General features: G+C 61.1%; 18 protein-coding genes. 8 read left to right on the forward strand and 10 right to left on the reverse strand.

All coding sequences use genetic code 11. The features are described from left to right. Nucleotides 1-107: 107 nt before the first annotated feature. From ACP2AU_RS05075 to gdhA, 4 genes are read right to left on the reverse strand one after another with little or no spacing between them, the layout of a single operon-like run. Entirely contained in the window at nt 108-641 is a 534-nt protein-coding gene (locus ACP2AU_RS05075) for a response regulator transcription factor (RefSeq protein ID WP_426375015.1), read from the reverse strand. Nucleotides 642-655: 14 nt separating this feature from the next. After that, a complete protein-coding gene (locus tag ACP2AU_RS05080; RefSeq protein WP_426375016.1) occupies nt 656-1,915 on the reverse strand; it encodes a sensor histidine kinase in 1,260 nt (419 codons plus the stop codon). 50 nt (nt 1,916-1,965) lie between these two features. After that, the gene (locus ACP2AU_RS05085) at nt 1,966-4,554 is read right to left on the reverse strand and encodes a PEP/pyruvate-binding domain-containing protein (protein ID WP_426375017.1); all 2,589 of its coding nucleotides are present in this window, start codon (nt 4,552-4,554) and stop codon (nt 1,966-1,968) included. A 7-nt stretch (nt 4,555-4,561) separates the two neighbouring features. Further along, on the reverse strand, nt 4,562-5,911 hold the full coding sequence (gdhA, locus tag ACP2AU_RS05090) for an NADP-specific glutamate dehydrogenase (protein ID WP_426375018.1): 1,350 nt from the start codon (nt 5,909-5,911) through the stop codon (nt 4,562-4,564). Between the two features lie 250 nt (nt 5,912-6,161). Between gdhA and ACP2AU_RS05095 the strand changes: the two genes are divergently transcribed. From ACP2AU_RS05095 to ACP2AU_RS05105, 3 genes are all read left to right on the forward strand, one after another. Continuing rightward, complete coding sequence (locus ACP2AU_RS05095; protein WP_426375019.1) at nt 6,162-8,162, forward strand: TonB-dependent receptor domain-containing protein; 2,001 nt, start codon at nt 6,162-6,164, stop codon at nt 8,160-8,162. Between the two features lie 176 nt (nt 8,163-8,338). Next, complete coding sequence (locus ACP2AU_RS05100) at nt 8,339-9,394, forward strand: efflux RND transporter periplasmic adaptor subunit (RefSeq protein WP_426375020.1); 1,056 nt, start codon at nt 8,339-8,341, stop codon at nt 9,392-9,394. Beyond that, nucleotides 9,391-12,621: an efflux RND transporter permease subunit gene (locus ACP2AU_RS05105; RefSeq protein ID WP_426375021.1), complete on the forward strand. Its 3,231-nt coding sequence runs from the start codon at nt 9,391-9,393 to the stop codon at nt 12,619-12,621. The genes ACP2AU_RS05100 and ACP2AU_RS05105 overlap by 4 nt, the downstream gene beginning before the upstream one ends. Before the next feature lie 10 nt (nt 12,622-12,631). On the opposite strand, the gene ACP2AU_RS05110 is transcribed toward ACP2AU_RS05105, so the two are convergent. Beyond that, nucleotides 12,632-13,078, reverse strand: a complete 447-nt coding sequence (locus ACP2AU_RS05110; protein WP_426375022.1) for an ion channel — start codon at nt 13,076-13,078, stop codon at nt 12,632-12,634. A 116-nt stretch (nt 13,079-13,194) separates the two neighbouring features. On the opposite strand from ACP2AU_RS05110, the gene ACP2AU_RS05115 reads away from it, so the two are divergent. The 5 genes from ACP2AU_RS05115 to ACP2AU_RS05135 are packed head-to-tail and all read left to right on the forward strand — an operon-like array spanning nt 13,195 to nt 21,636. After that, nucleotides 13,195-14,436: an efflux RND transporter periplasmic adaptor subunit gene (locus ACP2AU_RS05115; RefSeq protein ID WP_426375023.1), complete on the forward strand. Its 1,242-nt coding sequence runs from the start codon at nt 13,195-13,197 to the stop codon at nt 14,434-14,436. Continuing rightward, nucleotides 14,433-17,585 carry an efflux RND transporter permease subunit gene (locus ACP2AU_RS05120; RefSeq protein WP_426375024.1) on the forward strand — a complete coding sequence of 1,051 codons (3,153 nt, stop codon included), beginning with the start codon at nt 14,433-14,435 and terminating at the stop codon, nt 17,583-17,585. The genes ACP2AU_RS05115 and ACP2AU_RS05120 overlap by 4 nt, the downstream gene beginning before the upstream one ends. Nucleotides 17,586-17,599: 14 nt before the next feature. After that, nucleotides 17,600-18,283 carry an ABC transporter ATP-binding protein gene (locus ACP2AU_RS05125; protein ID WP_426375025.1) on the forward strand — a complete coding sequence of 228 codons (684 nt, stop codon included), beginning with the start codon at nt 17,600-17,602 and terminating at the stop codon, nt 18,281-18,283. Between the two features lie 6 nt (nt 18,284-18,289). Next, nucleotides 18,290-20,560, forward strand: coding sequence for an FtsX-like permease family protein (locus tag ACP2AU_RS05130; protein WP_426375026.1), 2,271 nt, complete (start codon nt 18,290-18,292; stop codon nt 20,558-20,560). After that, a complete protein-coding gene (locus ACP2AU_RS05135; RefSeq protein ID WP_426375027.1) occupies nt 20,557-21,636 on the forward strand; it encodes a lipocalin-like domain-containing protein in 1,080 nt (359 codons plus the stop codon). Before ACP2AU_RS05130 ends, ACP2AU_RS05135 begins: the two co-directional genes overlap by 4 nt. Nucleotides 21,637-21,640: 4 nt before the next feature. Here ACP2AU_RS05135 and ACP2AU_RS05140 read toward each other — a convergent pair whose 3' ends face one another. The 5 genes from ACP2AU_RS05140 to ACP2AU_RS05160 all read right to left on the reverse strand — a co-directional run bounded on the left by ACP2AU_RS05140 (nt 21,641) and on the right by ACP2AU_RS05160 (nt 24,731). Then, nucleotides 21,641-22,558, reverse strand: a complete 918-nt coding sequence (locus ACP2AU_RS05140) for a flagellar motor protein MotB (RefSeq protein WP_426375028.1) — start codon at nt 22,556-22,558, stop codon at nt 21,641-21,643. 2 nt (nt 22,559-22,560) lie between these two features. After that, a complete protein-coding gene (gene pomA, locus ACP2AU_RS05145) occupies nt 22,561-23,337 on the reverse strand; it encodes a flagellar motor protein PomA (RefSeq protein ID WP_426375029.1) in 777 nt (258 codons plus the stop codon). A gap of 67 nt (nt 23,338-23,404) precedes the next feature. Continuing rightward, nucleotides 23,405-23,824: a YkvA family protein gene (locus ACP2AU_RS05150; RefSeq protein ID WP_426375030.1), complete on the reverse strand. Its 420-nt coding sequence runs from the start codon at nt 23,822-23,824 to the stop codon at nt 23,405-23,407. 57 nt (nt 23,825-23,881) lie between these two features. Continuing rightward, on the reverse strand, nt 23,882-24,142 hold the full coding sequence (locus ACP2AU_RS05155) for a TIGR03643 family protein (protein WP_426375031.1): 261 nt from the start codon (nt 24,140-24,142) through the stop codon (nt 23,882-23,884). Next, entirely contained in the window at nt 24,117-24,731 is a 615-nt protein-coding gene (locus ACP2AU_RS05160; RefSeq protein WP_426375032.1) for a tRNA-uridine aminocarboxypropyltransferase, read from the reverse strand. Before ACP2AU_RS05160 ends, ACP2AU_RS05155 begins: the two co-directional genes overlap by 26 nt. Nucleotides 24,732-24,733: the final 2 nt, after the last annotated feature.

Here is a 24,733-nt window from a genome sequence, read left to right on the forward strand (position 1 = left end):
TTTGCAGACGGCCGTGGAGGATAGCGGGTTCCGGAAGCCGTCGATACTGGCAATGGGTTGCTTGTTTTTGATATCAATCAATTTTTTGGCAGATCGCGGGGTGTTGCCTAGGTTCGCCAGCGCGAGTGCTTCTGAAGTTTGCGTTGCAGCGTGCGCCGGTGCATATTCAGAGCCCGGGCCGTTGCGGAAATATTGCCCTCGTGTTCGTTCAGAACCCGCTGGATGTGCTCCCACTCCATTTCTTCCACTGAGGGTGGCTCGGTGCGCAGTTGTGGCGCGCCTTCCAGCGGCTCGAAACCGTGGATGAGCTGGCTGACGGTCACCGGTTTGCACAGGTAGTTGACCGCGCCCCGGCGCATGGCCTCGACCGCTGTTGCGATGCTGCCGTAGCCGGTCAACACCAGGATTTCCAGGGAGGCTTGCTGCTCGAGCAGTTCCGGCAGCAGTTGCAAGCCGCTTTCACCGGCCAGATTCAGGTCCAGCACGCAGCGGTTGAACTGGTTTGTTGCGCCGGCAGTGAGCGCTTCGGCACGCGTGTGTGCCGGGGTGCAGTCGATACTCTGGCGCGCCAGGGAACGGCCGAGTACCTCCAGGAATGCCGCGTCGTCATCGATTAAGAGCCAGTGCTCACGTTCAGACACTTTCAGAATCCTCTTTATTCCGGCCGTTGGGCCACGGGCAGATCAATGACCATTGTGGTGCCGGCCTCGGTCACCCGTGCGCGAAGACTACCGCCCAACCGTTGTATGGTGGCGTTGGACAGAAACAGCCCAACGCCCAGGCCACTCCGTGAGTCCACCACGTCCTGGCCCGGTGCTCCGGCAAAGGCACTCTCCAGTCCGTCACCATGGTCCTCGACAATCACTTCCAGGCGATCGCTGCCGGGCAGCCGGCAATGGACGGCAACCCATTGCGGGCTTGCGGTCAGGGCGTTGGCCAGAAGATTGAGCACCGCCTGGTCCAGGGTGGCGTCGACGGTTACCTCGGCCTCAGGCCAGTGGTCGGCCCAGGACAACCGGCCCGCGGGCCACAGCAGCGTGGCGGATTCCCGAAGGCGAGACAGCCATTGCCGCACCGGCAGCGTCTCCGGTTGGGCCGTGCGCGCCTGCACCGCCGCCTGGGTCAGTTGCTGTAGATGGTTGCTGCAGAGCATCAGCTGTTGCTGCATGGTGTCCAGGTCTTCCCGCAGATGGGGGTCGCTCTCTGCCGCCGGTGTTGCACGGATTTCATCCAGAAGCAGGGTCATGGTGTTCAGAGGGGTGCCCAGCCGATGGGCGACGGCGGCAGCAGATAGGCCCAGTGCAATAATCTGTTCATCGCGCAGGCGGTTTTCACGGAATTGCCCCAGCTGGGCCTGCTGGGCCCGTAACTGTCTGGCCAGAGTGCCCACCACCAGTAACAGAATGGCGGCGGTCAGTGCGAAGGTCACCCACATACCCACCAGGTGCAGTTGGGCCAGGTCGGCCTGATCATGCCGGTGTTCAATGGCGGGGGTATGCCAGAGTACCAGTGCGGCGTAGACCAGAATGCCCGACACGGTGAGTACGATGCCCTGGCGCCCGGGCACCAGGATGATGGCAACGGCAATCGGCAGCAGCAGCAACGACACGAGCGGATTGGTATAACCGCCTGTCAGGTAGAGCCAGATTCCGATCAGTATCAGATCGGCGGCCAGGGTCAGGCTCACCAGAATGGCAGAAGCGGGTGGCCGCCGGCTGAACCACAGCCATCCGAGCGTGGCCAGAACACCGTAGAGCAGGCAAAGCAGCAGCGACTCGGCTCGATGGGCGAGAGTGATGATGGTTTCGGCCACGGCCACCGCCACCAGTAAGGTCAGAATAATGGCCAGGCGCATACCCAGAAGGTAGCGGGCCGCGTGGCGAAAGCCGGTCTGTGAGTGTGTTAACCATTCCATGGCGGGCATTCTAGCAGTGTGTGCTTAGCCCGGGTGCGAAAAAAGGTGCGCTATTGCGTCTGGTCAAGCCTCTGGTAACACACCAGTTCCTGTTTCACTACGTCGCCCTGGAGCAACAGGGCCGGCTGCGTTGTCCGGTATACCCGGACAGCACGTTCCGCTTCGGTAGCGCCCCCGGGCTGAGAAACTTCGCCCGGCAAATGCCCGGGGTCGTATTGGCATTGGCCGGATTCCGGGAAGAGCGCCACATAGGCAATGCCGGTTTCCACCAGATCCTGGAAGAAATGGGAGCCATAGGAAAGGTCCGGGACCATCTCGCCGGCATTCTCGGACACCTCCACCAACGCACTGACGCCCGCGATGTCCGCAAACCGCACCGGCACCCCCAGTTCCGGGCTGCTGGTGCCCCAACGGCCGGGGCCGATCAGCAGAGTCCGGGCGTTGTCTGCCCGCACCAGGTCGCCGATGTGCCGGGCAACGTCGTAGCGCTGGCTGATGCTCAGGCTGGCATAGCGGTCTGCGTCGACTCTGATAACCCGGTCAATACCCAGGTTAATGTTTCCGCCCATGAAGTGGCCCCGGGTCCGGAAAATCTGTCGCCCTGCGGGCAGATGGTCGGGTAGGGCGACCGGGCCGGTTTCACCGATGGTGGCCAACGGCCGGCATTGGACCAGATTAAACGTAGGATCACTGCCGCTGTTCAGGTGCAGGGTGAATTCGATGTCCACCGGGTGCCGGTAACCGGCTTCCAGAGTCGATAACAAGTCCGATAGCCGCTGAATAAAGCCCGTGTGCTGAACCAGAGGGCGAAACGTCAGGCGCCATACGGGCCCGGGCAGGCCAATTTGCTCTGCCCGGGCGCTGGCTTCCCGATCGATCTCGCCCAGTTCGGCCACCGGCAGGCTGTCGGTTGACTCCAGTAACTGGGCCATGGGGCGGGTATTGAGGCTGCCGGCCTGGAGGTCCAGCAGGTCCACCAGGTGCTGGGAGAACCGGTAGTGTTCGTCGTTGTTGCGGAACGGCTGGCGCGTGGGGTGGTCCAGCGCCATCACGCAGGCGTGGTCACCCTCGATGCGGTCCACCGCTCGGGTGCCCAGCCCCATCACCAGGCGCACCATGCCGGCCTTGGGGTTCATGGTGCTGTCCCAGGCAAAGGTATTTCGGGAGACGCCGACGCCGGCGGCATCCGGCAGGTAATAGCGGCCGTGAAAACGGCCGTTGACCCGCTGAATAAGCAGGGCCATGGGCTCCTCGCGCTGATCCAGTCCCCGCTGTTTGCGGTACACCAGTGCGTCTTCGCTCATGGAAGAGGCATACACCTGGCGGATGGCATCCTCGAGTTCCTCCAGGCGCTGTTCCGGCGGCCCCTGGTTAATCAGGAAAACACTGTCGTACTTGCCCGCAAAGGCGTTGCCAAAGCCGTCCTCTTGCAGGCTGGAGGAGCGCACCAGAATCGGGTACTGGCCGTAGTGGTCGAGCAGGCGTTCCAGCTCGGAGCGGATTTCCACCGGAAACCGCCCCCCGGTAATGGCCTTGCGCAGTGCCGGTGCCTCGCTCAGATAGCCCTCTTGGGAGCGTTGGCGCATGACCGCCGGCCATAGCCCGTTGTGTACCAGAAAGGCGTAATAGGCATCTGTGCCCAGGTAACTGGAATCGTGAGGCTCCAGATTCTGCTGCCACAGATCCGGCGCATCCTTCAGCAGGATATTCCGGGCGATCAGCATACCGGTGGCCTTGCCGCCAATATAGCCACTACCGACCAGCTGGCTGCGGATGGTCAGCAGTTCCTCAAGGGTCAGGTAGCGCCGGGCCAGCGCCAGAATTTGGGGGTCGCGGCTGATCATCACCCGGAGCACCTGCTCCTGCAACTCGGGAATGCAGGCCTCGTCGCGCTCGTAGAGAGCCCGGCTGACCTCCTGGAACAGCCGGTCCCAATAGTCCAGCAGTGGCTGGCCATGCAGGCGTTCGGCTTCCAGGGTGGCCTGAATGCGAGTGGCATCACTGCTGTCGGTAATGGGCAGGAATTGCCCGTGTGCTTCCCGGTGGGGCAGGAACATGGTGGGTGACTGTCGTCGCCAGGCCTTGATGGGATGAATCTGCACCTCGTCGCCATAACGGTGCACGTCAATCATCACCTGGGTGGTCTGGCGAATGCGGTCCAGGGTCATGCGGGAATGGCGGTCCGGATGCAGGGCAAACCAGGCGACGGTGTCGAGTTCGAACAGAAACGGGCACACCACCCGGAAGAAGTTGCCGACCATGGCGTCGGTGGCCCAGGCATTGAGCAGTTCACTCAGGCTGTCGCACACGTAGAAAGCGCCCCGGCCATGCTGTTCAATCAGGCGCCAGATCCGGCCGGTAAAGCTTTCAAAGCCGCCCAGTGCATCGATTTGGATAGTGCGCACGGCGGGGTGCTGATCAATAATCGGGGGGTGTTCGCCGAAGCGAAGGTAGATAATTTGCCGGCCGGCGCTGGCGGCGGCATCCAGAAAAGGAAACACGAATCGGCGGTAATCGTCCAGATCGGATACCCGCCAGACGACATTGTCACCGATTCGCAGGCCATCCAGCACCTCATCCAGACCGGCCAGGCCGGTAGAAACCCGGTTGTCGGTTGGGTGAGGCGTCTGGCTGTTCATGGCCTGATCAGATAACGCCCATCGCGGTCATGGCCTTGGCCACACGCAGGAAACCGTTCACGTTGGCACCCAGTACGTAGTTGCCTTCGGAGCCGAACTCGGCGGCGGTTTCGTAACAGTTCTTGTGGATATCGATCATGATTTCCTCAAGACGCTTCTGTGTGTAGTTAAAGGTCCAGGAATCCCGGCTGGCATTCTGCTGCATTTCCAGTGCCGACGTGGTTACGCCGCCGGCGTTGGCCGCCTTGCCAGGGCCATAGGCAATCTTGGCTTCCTGGAACAGAATAATGCCTTCGGGTGTGGTTGGCATATTGGCGCCTTCGGCAACGGCAATGCAGCCGTTTTCGACCAGGGTCTTGGCATCGCTGCCGTTGAGCTCGTTCTGGGTGGCACAAGGCAGCGCGACGTCACACGGAACACTCCAGATGTTGCCATCTTCCACGTACCGGGCGTCTTTATGATACTCGGTGTAGGCGCTGATACGACGACGCTCCACTTCCTTGATGCGCTTGACCGTCTGCAGGTCGATGCCGGCTTCATGCACGATGATGCCTTGCGAATCGGAGCAGGCAATGACCTTGGCGCCCAGTTCATGGCATTTCTCGATGGCGTAGATGGCGACGTTGCCTGAGCCGGAAACCACCACGGTTTTGCCTTCCAGGGAGTCACCACGCGCCTTCAGCATCTCGTGGGTAAAGAACACCGTGCCGTAACCGGTGGCTTCGGTGCGGGCGCGGCTGCCGCCCCAGTCCAGCCCCTTGCCGGTAAACACGCCGGATTCGTAACGGTTGGTGATGCGCTTGTACTGCCCGAACAGGTAGCCGATTTCACGACCACCCACGCCGATGTCGCCCGCCGGCACGTCGGTATACTCGCCCAGGTGGCGATACAGTTCGGTCATCAGGCTTTGGCAGAAGCGCATGATCTCGTCGTCAGAGCGGCCTTTCGGATCAAAGTCGCTGCCGCCCTTGCCGCCGCCAATGGGCAGGCCGGTCAGCGCGTTTTTGAAAATCTGCTCGAAGCCCAGGAATTTGATGATGCCCAGATAAACCGACGGGTGGAAACGCATACCGCCCTTGTAGGGGCCGAGTGCACTGTTGAACTCGACGCGGAAGGCGCGGTTGATGTGGATCTCGCCGCTGTCGTCCTGCCAGGGCACGCGGAAGATGATCTGGCGCTCGGGTTCACAGATGCGCTGGATGATTTTCTTGTCGGCGAATTCCGGGTACTTGACCAGAACGGGCCCCAGGGTTTCCAGCACTTCGTGGACCGCCTGGTGGAATTCTTTTTCGCCCGGATTGCGGTGAAGAACGTCCTGATAGATTGGTTCGAGCTTTTCGTCGAGTTTTGCAGTCATGGTGTCATGCCCTCGGAATACGCGTATTGAAAGCCGCGAAAAAATACGGCCGCCCAAAAAAAGGGCAACGATTGCACCACAGCGGTGCGGTAGTTGGCAAGTAAATCTGCAGTAATGCCCCCGGCCTGACCCGGTGGAGATACCCCGAACGGGGTGCGTCATTGTGTCTCAAGCCAGTAAAAAAAAAGCGGCATACAATTCCTGCTAATTAGCAAACCATCTAACTCAAAGCTCCAAGGACCGCCAACCCATGATGAGAAAGACCCACCTGGCTCGTTGTATCAGCCTTGTGATGGCCGGTTACGCTGTCGCTCCCCTTGCCAGTGCACAGTCTGAAACGACTGGCCCGATGTTGATCCGGGTGACGGAGGGTCAGTCGGCTGAAGCTGCCCGGCTGTCTGCTGCGGCGGTTCAGACTGAGCCGGTCCAGAGGCTGTCCTCGGATGCCGGGGTTTCGCTGTCGCGTATGGGCGGCAGGGGACTGGACCCGGTGATCCGTGGCCAGAATGAAGAGCGGGTGGAGGTGCTGCTTGATGGTATGCGGGTGGAAGGTGCCTGCCCGAGCCGGATGGACCCGCCTACCAGTCGTTTGAGCACGGCGCTGGCGCCTGTGCTGGAAGTGCGCACCAGTAACCGCACGTTGCGCTGGGGGCCGATTGCCGGTGGTCAGGTAGTGGCCACCACCGCCGCGCCGGAATTTTCCGATGACAACGCGACCGCCGGGCACCTGACCGTTGGTGGTTCTGATAACGGTGAAGGCAAGCTGATAAACGGCAGCGTAGCAACCGGCAGTAAAGAGCGTTTTGTGCGCCTGGCCGGCGGCTATGACGAAGCGGATGACTACGAAGACGGCGACGGTAACGAAGTCCGGAGTTCCTATGAGAACACTGAAGGCCGGGTGGATGGTGCCTGGACGGCTGATAACGGCGTCTACATCAAAGGCATGATTAGCCGCCAGGAAGAGCGGGATGTCAGCTTCCCGGGCCGTGGTATGGACGCGCCGAAAACCGACACCGACCTGTATCGAATGGAGCTGGGTGCGCCCGTTGCCAATGGCGGCTGGTACCTGATGGCCTGGCAGGCGGACGTTGACCATGTGATGGACAACTTCAGTCTGCGCGAGCAAACAGCTCCCATGAAAATGTTGACCGCTTCGGAGACCCGTACTCAAGGCGTGCGGCTGGTGCTGGATCAGACCATCAACTACACCAAGGATATTGCCATCGGTGTGGATGTGGAAAGCAACGATTGGGATGCCGCTTTGAACAACGTGGATAAAGACGTTGTGGCCTCTTATATGTGGCCTGGCGTTGAGCGGGATCGTGTGGGTGTGTTTGTTGAGGCCTTCCACCAGATCCGCATGAACACCCGGTTGGGTGCCGGTATCCGTTACGACCGTGTAGAGATGCAGGCCACCAAGGCTGACCAGACCTATATGCTCAAAAAACCCGACGGAACCATGGTGTCGATGAGTGCGGCCAAGGCTTACGAGCAGGTATATGGCACCACCAGCACCGATGCCAATGACGACAACGTCAGTGGCTTTGTCAGCGGTGAGTGGCGTTACGCGCCGAGCCGTAGCCTGGATGTCGTGGCCAGCCACAGTGTGCGCAGCCCTGGAGTGACCGAACGCTACGTCAACAAAAAGCTCGGTTGGGTGGGTAACCCGGACCTGGATACCGAAAAGCACAACAAGCTTGAAATCAGCTTGTCGGGCCGGGAAGGCAACTGGAACTGGCGTCCGGCGGTCTGGGTAGACCAGGTGGATGACTATGTGCTGCGCTCACAGGATCGCTACTACAACATTGATGCCCGCTTGCTGGGTGTCGAAGGCCAGTTGGGCTGGAGTAACGGAACCTGGAGCACGAACAGTAAGCTGGCGTCTGTAAGGGGGGAAAACCGGGATGCCGACAAGGCGCTGCCGCGGATTCCGCCGATTCAGTTTATCCAGACCCTTGGCTGGCATCATCAGGGTCACACCCTGGAAGCCGAATGGCAGCTGGCGCGTCGGCAGGATCGGGTAGACCTGGAGTCTGGCCTTGATCCCAGCACCTCACCGGGTTACGGCGTTTTTAACCTGTCCGGTACCCACCCATTGATGGCTAACCTGAGCCTGACCTGGGCGGTGGATAACGTGTTCGACAAGACCTGGGCATCTCACGTGAGTAAAGCGGATGCCCTGGGCGAAGAGTTTTTCAAGGTCAACGAACCCGGTCGCACGGTGCGTGCCGCGCTGACGGCCCGGTGGTAACAACCGAGTATGGCGGTTACCCGCTTCTCATAGCCGGCGGGTGACATTGATACCCCGGGCGGACGTTGCTCCGCCCGGGGTTTTTTTCATTTATCAGCCCCGGCGAGAGACTAAGCTGAAGGAAATCCCGGTGGGTGCTACAATTGGTTATCAGGTAATACCTTTAAGGAATAACGATGACTAAACGTCTGCTGGCACGCCGCGTGCTGTTTCTGATGCTGATCAGTCTTGGCTCATCCGCTGAAACCATCGAAACGCAAGCGGTGGAACGCTCAACGCTACAGGAAACAATCGACCTGGACGGGGTTGTTGAAGCCGTGCAGCAAAGTACCGTTTCTGCGCAGACCAGCGGCAAGGTCCAGAGCCTGCCCTACGATGTGGATGATTCCGTTGCCGCCGGTGACCTGATTGTCCGGCTGGAGGACAGTGAGCAACGGTCCCGTTTGCGTCAGGCCGAGGCCGGGTTGGAAGAGGCTGAAGCCGCGTTGGCGGATGCCGGGCAGCGCTTTGAACGGATTGAAGCGGTGCACGAACGGGGGCTTGTGTCCCGGCAGGAGTTCGACCAGGCCCGTAACAATCTGGCTGCCGCCCGCGCCAGGGTGGAGCGAGCCAAAGGGGCGGTTTCCGAGGCCAGAGAACAGTTATCTTATACCCGCGTTGTCGCCCCTTATGGCGGTATCCTCACTGAGCGCCATGTGGAGGTTGGGGAGTCGGTAAACTCCGGCCAGCCTCTGCTCAGCGGCCTGTCTCTGGAGCAGCTTCGGGTGGTGGTGGACCTGCCCCAGAAGTACGCCGAGCTGGCCCGCACCGAGCGGCAAGCCCAGGTTACACTGTCTGACGGCCGGGTGCTGGAAACCGGTGAGATGACCTTCTACCCCTACGCCAATCCGCAAACCCACACGTTTCGTTTGCGGATGCGCCTGAGAGAACCCAATGGCTCCCTGTTTCCCGGAATGCTGGTAAAAGTCAGCGTGCCGGTTGCCAGCCGGGAGGCTCTGTGGGTGCCGGCCAGCAGTCTGATTCAACGCAGCGAACTCCGCGCCGTGTTCGTGCTGGACCAGCAGGGGCAGCCTCGGCTGCGCCAGGTACGCACCGGAGAGCGGAACAACGGCAGGCTGGAAATTCTGGCCGGCCTCAGCGAAGGCGAGCGTGTGGTCACGAACCCCTCCGAACTGGTCGGCAGCGATCGTTTGAGCCCGGTTGAAAAAACGGGCGAGGAGTCGAATCCGTGAGCCGTGATTTGCCGCCCGTTGGCCCATCCGGAGCCATCGCCCGGGTTTTTCAGAACAACCACCTCACCCCGTTACTGGCCATTCTGGCGATTATCCTGGGCGTGCTGGCCGTGGTGGTTACGCCCAAAGAGGAAGAGCCCCAGATTGACGTCACCATGGCCGATATCATGGTGGCATTTCCTGGTGCCAGCACCCGTGAGGTGGAAAGCGCGATCGCCACGCCCGCGGAACAGGTGATGAGCGAGATCCAGGGCGTTGAACACGTTTATTCGGTGTCTCGCCAGGGTCAGGCGGTGATCACCGTGCAGTTCGAGGTGGGCATTCCACGGCAGGAAGCCCTCGTCCGTCTCTACAATCAGGTGTATTCCAACCAGGACTGGTTGCCGGCCAACCTGGGCGCGACTCAGCCGGTGATCAAACCCAGGGGCATCGATGATGTGCCGGTGATGACCCTGACCCTCTACGATCCGGTCAACGGCCACACAGGTGAGGAACTGACCCGCCTGGCGCATATGCTGGAAGTCGCCCTGAAGCGGGTTCCCGGCACCCGGGATATCTATACCACCGGGGGCATTCCGGACCGCGTCGATATCCGGTTCGATCCGGCGTTGCTGGCTGGCTTCAACCTGACCATCGACGATATCCGTAACGCACTGGCCGCGGCCAACACCAGTAGCCAGGAGGCCCGGATAACCCGGGACAACCTGTCGATACCGGTCCAGGCCGGCACACTTCTGGAAACGGTGGGTGACGTTCGCCGCCTGGTGGTGGGTATGCACAATGGCGCGGCCGTGTACCTGGAGGACGTGGCGGACGTCAGCCGGGGTGGCACCGTGGTGGACCAGAGTGTGATGACCGGATTCGGGCCGGCCCATGGAGACGGCAAGGCTGGCCAGCCCGGCGAGGTGTATCCGGCGGTTACTTTGGCCATTGCCAAGAAGCCGGGCGAGAACGCCATCAATATCACCACGGCCGTTGAAGAGCGTCTGGACCAGTTGCGCAACCGGGCCTTACCGGAATCCGTGGAAGTGCTGGTGACCCGGGACTATGGTGTGACCGCCTCCCAGAAAGCCCGCAAACTGATTACCGATCTGATCTCCGCCACCCTGTGCGTTGTGCTGCTGGTGCTGGCGGCCATGGGCTGGCGCCAGGCCCTGATCGTCGGCATTGCGGTTCTGATTACCCTGCTGCTGACCCTGGTGTTCTCCTGGGCCTGGGGTTTCACCCTGAACCGGGTGTCCCTGTTCGCGCTGATTTTCTCCATCGGCATTCTGGTGGACGACGGCATCGTGATCACCGAGAACATCAACCGACGGATCCAGAACTCCCGGCGGGCTGTGAAGGACATTATTCCCGTTGCCGTGGATGAAGTGGGCACGCCCACTATCATGGCCAGTCTCACCATCATGGCGGCGCTGATTCCGATGGCGTTTGTCAGCGGCCTGATGGGCCCCTATATGAGCCCGATTCCGATCAATGCCTCGGCCGGTATGGTGCTGTCCCAGATCGTCGCCTTTGTGGTGGCGCCCTGGCTGGCGTTCAGGCTCCTCAAACACAAGCAGGGGGAGCAGGCCGCCGAAGCCGAGGAGGCCTCCAGTTCTGCCGATGGCGTGAGCCCGTTATCCCTGCGAATGTTCCGCATTGTGCTGGGGCCGTTCCTGGGCGATCATCCCTGGCGGCGCCGTTTGCTGGCGCTGGGGGTGGTGGGTCTGACCCTGGCGGCTTCGTCATTACCAGTATTCCAGACAGTGATCCTGAAAATGCTGCCCTTCGACAACAAGTCCGAGTTGCAGGTAGTGGTGGATATGCCCGAGCGCACGCCCATGGAGCAGACCCAGCGGGTGCTGATGGACATGGGGCACTATCTGGAGACAGTGGACGAAGTGGCCAACTGGCAGACCTACGCCGGTACCGCCTCGCCGATCAATTTTAACGGATTGGTACGACAGTATTACCTGCGTGGCGAGCCCTATCACGGCGATATCCAGGTAAACCTTGTACATGAGGAGAACCGGAACCGGCAGTCCCATGACATTGCCCAGTCTCTCCGGAACCCGTTGACCGAGATCGGTGAGCGATACGGTGCCAGCGTAAAGATTGTCGAGGTGCCGCCCGGGCCGCCGGTGCTCTCACCCGTGGTGGCGGAAATCTATGCGGTGGATGAAAATCGCCGGGCGGAACTGGCGCGGCAAGTGGCCCAAGGCATGACCAGCGTCGACGGCCTGGTGGATATCGACACCACGCTCGAGTCGCCCACACGGCAATGGGAAGTGGTGGTGGACAGGGATCGCGCGGCAAGGCTGGGCGTGTCCCAGGCCCAGGTGGTTGCTGCCCTGCAGGTGGCCCTGGGCGGAACCCATGTCAGTTTCCTGCATGACGATCATGCCAAGTACCCGGTTCCTATCCGGGTGATTCTCGGCGAAAGCGACAAGGCCCAGCCGTCGGTGCTGCTCTCCCTGAAGGTGCGCAGTCGCGGCGGCACGCTGGTTCCACTGGCGAGCATTGCGGAGGTTCGTGAAGCCGACTGGATGGGCGCAATCTACCACAAGGATCTTTTGCCGGTGACTTACGTGACCGCAGACATGGCGGGCGATATTGATTCACCGCTGTACGGAATGTTTGCCATGGTTGAACGCCTGAGCCAACAGGCCGGGGCGCCGGAGCAGTATTTCCTTGACCAGCCTCCGTTGCCGGAAAAAGGTACCCTGAAATGGGACGGTGAGTGGCAGATTACCTATGAGACTTTCCGGGACATGGGTATGGCCTACAGCGTAGGCGTATTCATGATTTTCGTGCTGCTGGTGGCCCAGTTCCGGTCCTATATCCTGCCGCTGGTAATCATGGCACCTATCCCGCTGACCCTGATCGGCATCATGCCCGGCCACGCGCTGCTGGGGCGTGAATTCACCGCCACCAGCATGATTGGCATGATTGCCCTCGCGGGCATTATTGTGCGCAATTCGATCCTGCTGGTGGTGTTTATCCGGCAGCTGATTGAGGAGGGTGTCGAACTTGATGAAGCGGTGGTCCTGGCGGGGGCGGTGCGCATAAAACCCATTGCGTTGACGGCGATCTCGGCGATGGTGGGTGCTTACTTTATTTTAAACGACCCGATTTTTAACGGCCTGGCGATATCACTGGTCTTTGGCCTGGCCATGTCGACACTGCTGACCGTGTTGGTGGTGCCTTTGCTGTATTACACGCTGGCCCGCTGCAAGTGGATTTGAGCACCTGAGATTACCGCGTGGGCCAGAAACGCTGCATTTCGAGGAAAAGGAACGATGCGCTCCAGGTAATCAATACCAGACCAGTGAGCGCTTCGATGCCGGTGAGATGGCGGAGCATTCCAACGGCTTCGATATCGCCATATCCCAGTGTCGTGAAGGTGGTGAAGGAGAAATACGTGGCGTCCAGCAGGGTGCCGTTGAAATTGCCCAGTAATCGACCCCAGCCCTCGGCATGGTGCATGAAGTAGAAGGCCGTGGCGAAGATCCAGACTTGCAGGGCGTGAGCGGTCAGGCAGCCGAGCACTGCGATGATCAGGCGGAAGTGGTGGCCTTGTCGCACGTGGCTGAGAATAGAGCTCAAACGGACAAGGGCCTCGTTGTGAATCACAACAACGATGCACACAAGCAACGTGTTCAACAAAATAACGTTGAGCAATGTGTCATGGCTTCCGTCCACGGTTTTAGATCCTTGAGTCGGGATGTTTCCGCCGGAGTAATCCGGAACCTGTTGAAAATTGTATAGTAAAGTCGGGGTGTTCGCGCACCTTCATTTGACCAGAGCATCGACTGTCCATGTCCAGAAAACTGTTCCCCCTGTTGATCATCGCCCTCGGCATTGCCGGATTCATGTTGCTAAAAGCGACCCGGCCGGAGCCGGCGGAAGTTACCGCCACAGAACGCAGTTGGCGGGTTCAGGTTCAGGAAATACGTCCGGAAACGGCGACCCCGGTGCTGTCGCTGTATGGTGAGGTCGTTGCGCCGGATCTCCAGACCATCACCGCAACGCTGGCCGGCCGCATAGACCGTTTGCCCGTGCGGGAGGGTCAGCAAGTGAATCAGGGCGATGTGTTGGTGGCGCTGGACCCTGCGGACATAGAGCCGGTGATCGCGCAGGCCCGAGCCCAGGTGGCGGACCTGGAGGCTCAGGTAAGCTCCGAGCGGGTGCGATACCGGAACGATCAGCTCTCCCTCGAGAGTGAACAGGCGATATTGAAAAATGCCCGCCGCCAGTTCGAGCGGGTTCAGTCGCTGGTCGAGCGCAATCTGGCGTCCCGTGAGAATCTGGAGGTGGCCACAGACGCTCTGGCTCGCGCAGAACTCACCGTTCGCACGCGGGAACGGGCCATTGCCGAGCACCCGGCGCGGTTGCAAAGCTTGCAGGCAAGGCTGGCCCAGGCCCGGGCCAGCCTGACCGCCACTGAACTGGACAGTGAGCGGGCCGTGGCCCGGGCGCCGTTCGACGGTATTGTCACGGGGCGGCAAGTAGCGGCAGGTGATCAGGTATCACCCAACCAGACATTGCTGAGTATTTACCCTGTCCGGGGGCTGGAAGTTCGGGCCCGGGTACCGCAGGTGTATCTGGACGAACTGACCCGGGCTCTGGCAAACGGGGCTACCCTTACGGCCTCGGCCGGGGAGTCTGGCCAGACATTTGAACTGGTTCGGTTTGCCGGTTTGTCAGACCCTTCCGGGACGGAGGCCGTACTGGCGCTGACGAGCGACCCCGGAGCATTGCGGCCCGGAGCACTGCAACCGCTGGTCTTGCGCAGGCCACCCCGAAACGATGTTATCCCGGTGCCTTTCAGTGCCCTGTACGGCGCAGACAGTGTGTATGTGATGTCGGATGACGACCGCATGAAGCGGGTGAACGTGCGGCGAATCGGTGAAGCCCTGGATGAGAACGGCGAGCGTCGGTTGCTGATTGACAGCGCAGACCTGAAACCCGGTATGCGCCTGATCACCACCCATCTGCCTAATGCCATCACAGGCCTGAAAGTGGCCCTGGCGGAGCCTGACGGAGCCGCGGCACCATGAAACGCAAGCAGGGTGTCATAGGCTTTTTTGTCCATCACAGGGTGGCGGGCAACCTGGTGATGCTGGTGATGTTGCTGGGAGGTGCCCTGGCGCTCACCCGGATGAACATCCAGTTCTTCCCGACCTTTGCTCTGGATGTGGTGAGTGTCCGCGTGGTGTGGAGCGGGGCCTCGGCCGAAGATGTTGAGCGGGGTATTACCGATCCGCTGGAGCAGAGGCTTCGCAGCGTTGATGGTCTGAAGAAGATGACCTCCACCTCGGCCCAGAGCGTGTCATCGATCACGCTCGAGTTTCACGAGGGGACGGATCCGATCCAGGCCGTGGATGACGTGCGCCAGCAGGTGGACGAATTCAACAACCTGCCGTCAGACGCGGAAGAGCCTCAGGTCGCCCGTGTGGAACGTTACGAGCCGGTGGCCCGGTTGCTGGTCTATGGTGACGTGGACCGTGCCGAGTTACGCCAGCTGATTTACCGATTTGAGGACGAATTGCTCGACCGGGGCATCGACCGGGTTAACCTGCGCGGCCTGCCGGAGCAGCAGATCAGCATTGATGTACCGGTAGAGCGTCTGGAATCGCTGGGATTGTCGCTGGAGCAGATTGCCGATCGGGTGGCTTCACTGTCACGGGACTTGCCCGCGGGCATGATGGCCCAGCAGGATTCCACCCGTGAGCTGCGGGCCGTGCAGCAGCGCCGAAGCCCCCAGGCGTTCGAAACCATTCCGGTGCTGAGTGGAGACCGTATCCGGATGCAGCTGGGGGATATTGCCATCATCCGCCAGGAAGGCCGTGATAATCAGACGGTACTCGAAAACAATGGAATGCCGGCGGTGGAAATGCAGCTGCAGCGGGCTGAAAACGGCAATTCCCTGGCGGCGGCCCAGGTTTTTGAGGCATGGCTTGAAGATACGCGCCCGACCCTGCCAACGACCATGGACATCAAGGTCTACGACGAAACCTGGCAACTGATCGAAGACCGCATTTCCCTGCTGGTGAACAACGGTCTTGGCGGTCTGGTGCTGGTCGTCGGCCTGCTCTATCTGTTTTTGCCGGGCCGCGTTGCGGCCTGGGTTGCCGTTGGTATTCCAACAGCGTTTCTTGCTGCCCTGGGTATGCTCTGGTTGATTGGCGGCTCCATCAATATGATTTCCCTGTTTGCCCTGATCATGGCTCTGGGGGTGATCGTGGATGACGCCATCGTGGTGGGCGAGGATGCCGATGCCCATGCCCGCATGGGCGAGCCGTCCATATACGCCGCCGAGGGCGCGGCCAAACGCATGGTCTGGCCGGTACTGGCCTCATCTTTGACCACGGTAGCGGCGTTCATGCCGCTGCTGGTGGTGGGTGGCGTTATCGGCAACATTCTTGGTGATATCCCCATTGTGATGATCTGCGTGCTGGTGGCTTCGCTGCTGGAGTGCTTCGTGGTGCTGCCAGCGCACTTGCGCCATGCGTTTGTGCGCAAGAACGGCGGGCAGCCGGCTGCCCGCCGGCCGAACCCGATGACGCGTCTGCGGCAAGGCTTTGAACAGAAGTTTGATGCCTTTCGTGATGGCCCGTTCCGCCGCTTCTCCCGGTACAGCCTGAAGCATCGGGGGATGACCGTCGCCTCGGCACTGGCACTGGCGATCCTGACCGTGGGGCTGCTGGCTGGCGGTCGGCTGGGTTTCAACTTTTTCCCGACCCCGGAACCGTCTGTGCTCTATGCCAACGCCAGTTTTGTCGCCGGCACCGACAAGCACGCGGTTGCGCGCTTCCTCAAAGAGATGCAGCGGGCCCTGAATGAAACGGAGGCGGCCCTGGGGGGGGATCTGGTGCGCCACGCTGTAACCACCTATGGTGCCACTCAGGGCGCCGGGGGCAGTTCCCGCAATGACGATGAGCTCGGCTCGATTCTGGTGGAGTTGGTGCCTTCAGACCGCCGTTCCGTGCGTAATGCCGAATTTATTCGCCAGTGGCGCAGCCAATTAACGCTGCCGGCCGGGCTGGATGCTCTGAACATCAACGAACGCCAGGCGGGGCCTCCCGGGCGTGATGTGAATGTAAGGCTGACGGGCGATAACGCCGAGGCACTGAAGCGCGCGGCAGATGAAGTGGCCCAGTCGCTCAATACACTGCCCGGTGTGCTGGATGTTGAAGACGATATGCCCTGGGGCAGGGAACAGCTGATTTACCAGGTCAGTCCGTCTGGCGAGGCGCTGGGGTTGACCACGGTGGATCTGGGCCGGCAGTTGCGGGCGGCGTTTGACGGCCGTATTGCCCAGATTTATCAGGATGGTCGGGATGAGGTGGAAGTCCGGGTGCAGTTGCCCAGGGCCCAGCGGGAGCAGTACTCGACGCTTGAACGCATGACCATCCGCATTCCGGACGGCCGTTTTGTGCCGCTGACCCAGGTGATGAACCTGGACCATCGCCAGGGGTTCCAGGCCCTGCGTCATGCCGACGGCGAGCTGGCGGTAGAGGTAACCTCGGCGCTCAATACCCGGGTAGCCACCACCGATCAGATACTGGAAAGCCTTCAGGCCGGGCCTTTGCCCGAGATTGCCAGTCGCCATGGCGTGCGTTACAGCTTTGAAGGGCGCTCCGCCGACCAGCGTCAGACCATGGAAGACATGAAAACCGGCCTGCTCATCGGCCTGGCGTTGATGTATGTCGTGCTGGCCTGGGTATTTGCGTCCTGGAGTCTGCCGCTGATTGTTATGGCCATTATTCCGTTTGCGCTGGTCGGTGCCCTGCTGGGGCACTGGCTGATGGGGCTGCAGTTGACTATTCTTTCCCTGTTCGGGCTGTTTGGCCTGTCCGGGATCGTGGTCAATAACGCCATTATCCTCGTATCTTTCTACAATCAGCAGCGTCAGAAGGGGCTTGGGATAACAGATGCTCTGAATGAGGCGGCTGTGCAGCGGGTCCGGGCGGTGCTGCTGACGTCGTTGACCACCATCGGAGGCCTTACCCCGCTGCTGTTTGAGACCTCGTTGCAGGCCCAGTTCCTGATCCCCATGGCAACGTCCATCGCGTTCGGTCTGGGGCTGTCGACATTCCTGGTTCTGCTGGTGATCCCGGCACTGCTGTCCTGGGTGGAACCGGCCCGGGAATGGCTTGCCCGGCGCAAAGACTCGGCAGCCGCCCCTCTGGGCACCCCGGAGTAACAACGGAGCAAGCCATGGCCAACGATCTGATTCATGTGACCGGGCTGGCAAAGACATTTGAAAGTGGCGACCAGACGGTTTCCGTGCTGAGTGGTCTGGATCTGAGCCTTGCCGGTGGGCAATCGCTTGCGTTGACGGGGCCATCTGGTTCCGGAAAAAGCACGTTACTGAACATACTGTGCGGCCTGGAACGCCCGGATTCCGGCCATTTGCACGTGGCCGGCCAAACGCTCGCCGGCGAGGGCGCGCCGGTGAACAAGGCATTGGAACAGGCCTGGGCAGGCCTCCGGCGCCAGTGCATCGGAGTGGTGTTTCAGGACGCCAACCTGATGCCGGCCTTATCGCTGCTGGACAACATCCGGCTGCGGGCCAGCCTGGCTGGCAATGCGGGCGACAGTGGCCAGCAGTGGCTCAGCAAGCTGGGCATTGGCGAGTTAGGTGAGCGCTATCCGGACCAGGTGTCGGGGGGACAGCGCCAGCGGGCTGCGTTGGCCATGGTGTTTGCCGTGCGCCCGGCTTTGATTCTGGCCGACGAGCCAACGGGCAGTCTGGATCGGGTAACCGCTGAAGCCGTAGCCGATGAGCTGTTCGGTTTACAGGCCCGGCAAGGCTGCGGCCTGATCCTGGCGACTCACGATCCGGAGCTGGCGGCCCGCTGCCAGTTCCAGCTTGATCTCGGGCACCGGGGCGGGGCCTGAGTTCCTATGTCGCCTCGCGCTGCGCTGTTCAGTCACTATCGCCGCCATCCGCTGCAGCTGGCGGCTCTGGTGGTGATGATTCTGCTGGCCACCATGCTTTGGACCGGCATTTACCACCTCACCAGCCAGGCACGGGCCAGCCTTGAACAGAGCGAGCAGGCGGTCGCCGAGCGAAATCAAGTACTGCGTACCGACGGGCAACCCGTCTCCGTAGCGGATTTTGTCACACTCCGTCGCCAGGGATGGTGTGTGATGCCTTGGCTGGAAGTGTCATTGCCCGGGCGCGGTCGCGTTGTTGGTATCGATCCGCTGGCGGGGCATTGTTTCACCACGCCGGAACAACAGTCTGCACCCTGGCAGGGCGAGCTGGATGGTCAGCCGTTCGTTGATATCCGTGAAGCTGCCGCTGGCAGCGCCGAGCAGCCGTCCTCGCTGGTGCTTCTGGTTTCGGGGCCAGACGGCCGGTTACCGCCACCGGAAGGCTATCGTTTTCAGGCCTTTGCCGTGGCTCCTGATACGGCCGAACTGGGTGACAGTTTTCTGCTCAATCTGGACGCCCTCGGGGTGCTGGTGTTGCTGATTACCGCGTTGCTGGTGCGCAGCGTGTTTTTGCTGGGGCTGGCCCAGCGTCGGGAAAGCCTGGTTCTATTGCATCGTTACGGGGTGAGTCATGGCCGCATCCGGCGTTTGCTGCTGGTTGAAAACCTGTTGCTGGCCCTGCTTTGCATTCTGCCCGGGGTGTGGCTGGGGAGTTTGCTCTCCCGGGTGCTGGGGGAAGGTTTTGGCCAGGCCCTGACTGGCCTGTTCGACCGGCCGCTCTACGCCGGCGGAGGCGACGATGTCTGGGTGCCAGCGGCAACCATGCTGGTGGTCGTGATGGTCGCCTGCCTCTCGGGCTTGCGGCCATCCGGGAGCACAGTCACCGACCAACCTTCACGCTGGCCATTGTTCGTGGCGCTGGGCGCCCTGGCGACGGGCCTGGGGGTGTCGTATCTGGCTCCCAGCCTGGTCTGGTTGTTTGTGGCCGTGGCTCTGGTGTTTCTGGCGGCCGGCTGGCTGGCACCCTTGCTGGTTGCGGGGGTTGCCCGCGCCCTGGCTGCCCGCACTGAAGACCCGCTGAAACGCTGGCGGCGGCAGGAACTTGCAGTTCTGGTGCGCCGGCTGGCACTGCCCTTGGTGGCGCTGCAGTTTGCCCTGGCGCTGGTGCTGGCGGTTCATGCTCTGGTGACGACGTTCGAGTCCACGTTCGAACGGTGGCTCGGCCAACGACTCGCTGCCGATTACTTCTTTGAGGTACCCCCCGGTGTTGATGCCGGCACGGCACCCGGTTTGCTGACATCGCAGCCGGAGCTGGCCGCGCCCGGGCAATGGCATCAGGTTACCCGTGGTCGGGCAGATGTGTGGACTCCGCAGGCAAGCACGGCCGTTCCAGTGGATGTCTTTGCCCTGACCCCGATCAGTGACCTGATGCGGCCCTGGGACCTGCTGTCTGCCGTTGATCGACCCTGGCAGCGGCTGTCAGAAGGCGAGGGCCTGATGGTGAACGAACAGTTGGCGCGCAGGCAGGGGCTGACGACAGGCGAGACTGTCCGGGTTGTGTTTGAGGCGGGTGACCTTGAGGTGCCGATCCTGGCAATTTATCCGGATTATGGCCGGCCTGCCGGGGAAATTCTGTTGCTGGCGAGCCTGTTGCCTGAAGGCTTCCGGGCCCGGTTCCGCAGCTTGTCGGTTACGCCCGGCCCCGATGGTATCGAACCGGTGAAAGACGTTTTGCGGGAAGCGTGGCCGGCTGGCCCGCTGACTGTCAGGGACAATCAGTCGGTCACGGCACTGGCGACGGACATTTTTGATCAGACGTTTCTGCTGACCCGGGCCATGACCACCCTGACACTGGTGCTGGCTGCGACTGCGCTTTTGCTGATGGCCTGGGTGTTCCTGTCTACCCGGGCCTGGTACTTCCGCCTTTTGATGGTCTGGGGTTTGCCCCGTGCCCGGGCGACGGCCCAGCTGACCGCGGTGTCACTGGCGCTGACCAGCACGATCTGGGTTTGTGCATTGCCGCTGGGTGTCTGGCTGACCTGGGTGCTGGTGCATCGAATCAACCCGCTGGCGTTCGGGTGGTCGCTGCCCATGTCGGTCTATCCTGTGTTCTGGCTGGAGCTGGGTGTGCTGAACATGCTCGTTGGCATCAGTGTGGCGCTGCTGATGCGAATCCAGCTGAGCCGGCCTGGCTCGGCACCGGTGTCTGCCCATGCGCTTGCCGGAGGGGATCGATGAGATTGCTGGCCGTGTTGTTTGTTGCACTGATCTACGGAGGTACCGGCCCGCAGGAACCGGAAGGGTTTGCCGGGCTGGCTGGCAGCGCTGATTCCGACAGCGGTGTGGATTTTTTGCAGCCGGGCCCGGGTGATCGGCTGGTGTTTCCCGGGGACTTTGGCCCGCACCCGCAGCATCGCATCGAGTGGTGGTATCTCACCGCCAACCTTCAGACACAGAGCGGCGAGCCGTTGGGCCTGCAGTGGACCCAGTTCCGACAGGCGCTGACGCCCCGGGCGCGGGAGACAACACCTCCGGCGGCGGCTCGTTGGCCACTTGAGGCGGCGTGGATGGCCCATGCGGCGGTCAGTTATAACGGCCAGCATCGCTTCGCCGAACGACTGGCCCGTGGCGATGTGGGGAACGCCGGGGCAGCCGCGCAACCGTTTTCGGTATGGCTGGATCACTGGCAGCTGCAGCCGGCAAAAGACACTCCCGGCTGGCGCCTGAAGGTCGCTGCGGATACCTGGTCTTACGACCTTGCGCTCCAGCCACAGCGCGAGCCTGTTGCCCACGGTGATCAGGGTTTTAGTGCCAAATCAGCCAGTGGCGAAGGCTCGATGTACTTCAGCCTGGTGGACCTGAGAATCGAAGGCACGGTAACGCTGGATGGCAAAACACTGTCGGTGACCGGTACCGGCTGGTTTGACCGGGAGTGGAGCAGCCAGTTTCTGAAAGCCGGCCAGCAGGGATGGGACTGGTTTGCCCTGCATCTGGATTCGGGCGACAAGCTGATGGCGTTCCGGTTGCGGGAAGACGAGGGTGGCTTCCGCTCGGGTACCTGGATTCCGGCGCAGGGCGAGCCGGTGGCACTGAAACCGGGTGAGCTCGCAATCGACGCCACCGGAAACCCGCAAGGCTATCCGCGCCGCTGGCAGATCACTGTGCCCCGGTTCGGTGTCGCACTGGAGGTTGCCGCCCCCGAGGGAGATTACCTGAATGCAGGCTTCTATCCCTACTGGGAGAGCCCGGTATCGGTTGGCGGCAGCCATACCGGTGTCGGCTATATGGAGCTGACCGGATACCCCTCGGAGTAGTGGTTTACCAGGTGATCTCGCCCGAGGCGGCGTTATCGGCTTCAATACCGATGATCGCCTCCTGTTCCTCAGTGCCCTGCTCAATCATTTCCCGCAACCGGATTTCCTGTTCTTCCATGGGCTCCGACAGATCGATGACAATCTCAACCCGCCGGTTTTTGGCACGGTTCTCGCGGGATGTGTTCGGTACTCTCGGTTCGGTATCGGCCAGCCCGGTTACCCGTAAACGATCGGGATTGACCTGTTCACGGGCCAGAAGTACGTTGGCAACGGCCGCGGAGCGGGCAGCTGACAAATCCCAGTTGCTGTAGAAACGGTCAGTGCGAATGGGCACGTCGTCGGTGTGGCCTTCGATCGCCAGATCTCCCGGCATATCCGCCAGAACCTCGGCCATATCCAGCAGCAGGCCTTCAAATTCCCAGGTCAGTTCCGCCGAGCCGGACGGGAAAGAGCCTTTTTCCTCAATGCGGATAACGATGCGCCGCTGGCTCTCCGAAACGTTGATTCGCCCGTCCTTGATGGCCGGCTCCAGCACTTCGAGAATCCGGGCCATGTTGGCATCCATCTTTTTCTGGATCGCTTCCTCGACGGCCTTCTCTTCCGGGCTTTTCAGGGTTTGCACCTCCGGCTGCTGGTCGGTGGTGGTCTGTTTGACTTCATTGACCACGGTGGGCTCGGGCGGTGCCGGTGAAAAATTATCGAAGATCGGGCTGGTGCCCTGGGGGATTTCAAGCGTTGGGACGTCGCGCTGAACACCGAAGGCCTTGGACAATTCACCGGCAATCTGTTTGAACTTTTGCGCATCAATCTCCGAGAAAGACAGCAGCAGCACAAAGAAACACATCAGCAGCGACATCAGGTCGGCAAAGGTGACGACCCAGGCCGGAATGCCCGGTTTTTCCTCTTCTGGCAAGTCGTCCATGATCAGCCGCTCGCGGTTTCCGGGTCGCCGTTTCTGGCGCGCTCTTTCGGGGAAAGATAGCTGGAAAGCATCTGTTCGATGATGCGCGGGTTGGTGCCCTCCTGGATAGCCACCAGTGCATCAATGTACAGCGATTGCATACGCGCTTCTTCGGTCATCCGCAGCGAGAGTTTGTCGGCAATCGGGGTCGCGATCATGGTGGCGATCATGGCGCCGTACAGGGTGGTGAGTAGCGCTACCGCCATGGCCGGGCCAATGGATTTGGGGTCTTCCATGTTTGACAGCATCTGCACCAGGCCAATCAGGGTGCCGATCATGCCCATTGCTGGCGCAACGTCTGCCATCGCGGTGAATACCTTGGCGCCGGAGCGGTTGTGATCGAGCGTCATCAGGCGCTCTTTGTCCAACAATTGCTTGATGGTTCTGCCATCCTGGCCGTCGACCAGCATCTGGATGCCGGAGGCCAGGAAAGGACTGCTGACCTCACGCCCTTCAATGCCCAGCACACCCTCTTTTCGGGCCACGTTGGCAATATCGACCAGCTCCTCAATGCTGGCCTGGGTTTCCGGCAGCTTGAACTTGAAGGCACGGGCCGCCACTTTGAAGGCACTGAAGAATTGCGCCAGGCTGAATTTTGCCAGCACCACCAACAGGGTGCCGCCAACCACAATCAGCAGCGAGGCCGGGTTGATGAACACGCCGGGCGACACGCCCAGAATGATGGCGGAAGCGATGAGCAGAATGGCGCCGACAAGGCCGATAAGAGTGGCAAAATCCACAGTAACTCCAGAACTGTGCAGGTAAATCGTCAAAGGGATGTGAGATTACGCCCTGATTGATTATTAATCAATTGTCAGATGGTGTCTTCGCGGTGGCCTGCTGATGTTCCTTCCAGGCGGCGTAGCGATGCAGGTCGGATTCCACCAGTTTCAGACACAGGGCGACCACGCCTGCATCGTCCAGTAGCCCGAAACCGAAAATCAGGTCCGGAATCAGATCCAACGGATTCAGGACGTAAAGCAAGGCCCCGGCGACCGCCGCGATGGACTTCCACGGAATGGCGCGGTAGCGGCCATTCCAGTAATCCCGAATAAGGGAAAACATCAGCTTGATGTCGGTTGAGAAACGACGTAACCGGCCGCTGCCTTTGACTTTTTCCTCAATGGCTTGCTGCCGCCCGAGCAGGCTCTCAAGATCGTTCGGGCGAACGTTGTTACTGTGCTCTTTCAGCTGGTTCGAGGTTGCTTTGTCGGAAATCCAGGCCATAAACCCATACCGTTGATGAACGTAATGCGGTCAACATAACGAAATCGAGCCGGCGCGTCACCCGTGTTTGTACTGGGTCGGGCAGTAGGCTCGGGTTATGCCGGCTGGTCGCAAACGTGAGTGTTTGGTTTTGCGCCCGGCAACGCGCTGGCGCCACAGCCGGAAACTGCGCGGTTTCAGCTCACGACGCATCAGCGCGATCACGTCTTTTTCCGCCAGACCAAAGCTGGATTCGATGGCCTCGAACGGCGTCCGGTCTTCCCAGGCCATCTCGATGACGCGGGAAGTATCTTCAGTACTGAGGTCTGCTGTTTTCATCGGCTTGGCCTCCATGTTCGACGGGCACAAATGCCAGCAGCTTGTTTACCAGGGCCTCCTGGGCCCTGAATATCGGACCGGTATCGAGCTCCGGTTCGGCCGCTTGCAAGAGATGGCCGACGGCTTCTGCCGTAGACAGTTGGCCTGCTCTGGGTGCCTTTCGAATACGGTATCGGGACTCCGGTGGATCAGCGAAGCGAAAGCCGGGCAACTGGCGCAGCTGCGGATTCAGGTGCAGCAGTTTGGCGGCTTTACGCCAGGTGCCGTCGAGAACCAGCCACTGGTCAATGTTGCTGGCAGCGCTGCTGTCTACCGGCTGGCTGTCCGGGGCAGGAAACAGCAGCCCGGTCCGGCCCGCAGACAGCATTTGCTCCAGCCCCTGCCGGGCAAACGATTCGCGCGTGTCGCCTACCAGCACCTCCAGTTGTTCGAGGCACTGGCGCAATACCCTCACCGTGCCCTTGGCGTGGCCGACTTCGGTGGGGTGCTGCAGGACAATAACGCGCTGGCGGTTCGGCACCGGTTCGCAGTCTGCGCACACACAGATATTGGGGTGCATATCACAGCGAGGGCAGACAATCCGGGCCATGG

Source organism: Marinobacter sp. VGCF2001 (genome assembly GCF_049943275.1).
Lineage (GTDB): Bacteria > Pseudomonadota > Gammaproteobacteria > Pseudomonadales > Oleiphilaceae > Marinobacter.

Excerpts from the sequence above, each read along its gene's own strand:
- ACP2AU_RS05120 (WP_426375024.1), top strand. The coding sequence starts at position 14,433 with ATGAAACGCAAGCAGGGTGTCATAGGCTTTTTTGTCCATCACAGGGTG.
- ACP2AU_RS05140 (WP_426375028.1), bottom strand. The coding sequence starts at position 22,558 with ATGGACGACTTGCCAGAAGAGGAAAAACCGGGCATTCCGGCCTGGGTC.
- ACP2AU_RS05080 (WP_426375016.1), bottom strand. The coding sequence starts at position 1,915 with ATGGAATGGTTAACACACTCACAGACCGGCTTTCGCCACGCGGCCCGC.
- ACP2AU_RS05155 (WP_426375031.1), bottom strand. The coding sequence starts at position 24,142 with ATGAAAACAGCAGACCTCAGTACTGAAGATACTTCCCGCGTCATCGAG.
- ACP2AU_RS05100 (WP_426375020.1), top strand. The coding sequence starts at position 8,339 with ATGACTAAACGTCTGCTGGCACGCCGCGTGCTGTTTCTGATGCTGATC.
- ACP2AU_RS05130 (WP_426375026.1), top strand. The coding sequence starts at position 18,290 with ATGTCGCCTCGCGCTGCGCTGTTCAGTCACTATCGCCGCCATCCGCTG.
- ACP2AU_RS05160 (WP_426375032.1), bottom strand. The coding sequence starts at position 24,731 with ATGGCCCGGATTGTCTGCCCTCGCTGTGATATGCACCCCAATATCTGT.
- ACP2AU_RS05115 (WP_426375023.1), top strand. The coding sequence starts at position 13,195 with ATGTCCAGAAAACTGTTCCCCCTGTTGATCATCGCCCTCGGCATTGCC.
- ACP2AU_RS05150 (WP_426375030.1), bottom strand. The coding sequence starts at position 23,824 with ATGGCCTGGATTTCCGACAAAGCAACCTCGAACCAGCTGAAAGAGCAC.
- ACP2AU_RS05125 (WP_426375025.1), top strand. The coding sequence starts at position 17,600 with ATGGCCAACGATCTGATTCATGTGACCGGGCTGGCAAAGACATTTGAA.
- gdhA (WP_426375018.1), bottom strand. The coding sequence starts at position 5,911 with ATGACTGCAAAACTCGACGAAAAGCTCGAACCAATCTATCAGGACGTT.
- ACP2AU_RS05085 (WP_426375017.1), bottom strand. The coding sequence starts at position 4,554 with ATGAACAGCCAGACGCCTCACCCAACCGACAACCGGGTTTCTACCGGC.
- ACP2AU_RS05135 (WP_426375027.1), top strand. The coding sequence starts at position 20,557 with ATGAGATTGCTGGCCGTGTTGTTTGTTGCACTGATCTACGGAGGTACC.
- ACP2AU_RS05095 (WP_426375019.1), top strand. The coding sequence starts at position 6,162 with ATGATGAGAAAGACCCACCTGGCTCGTTGTATCAGCCTTGTGATGGCC.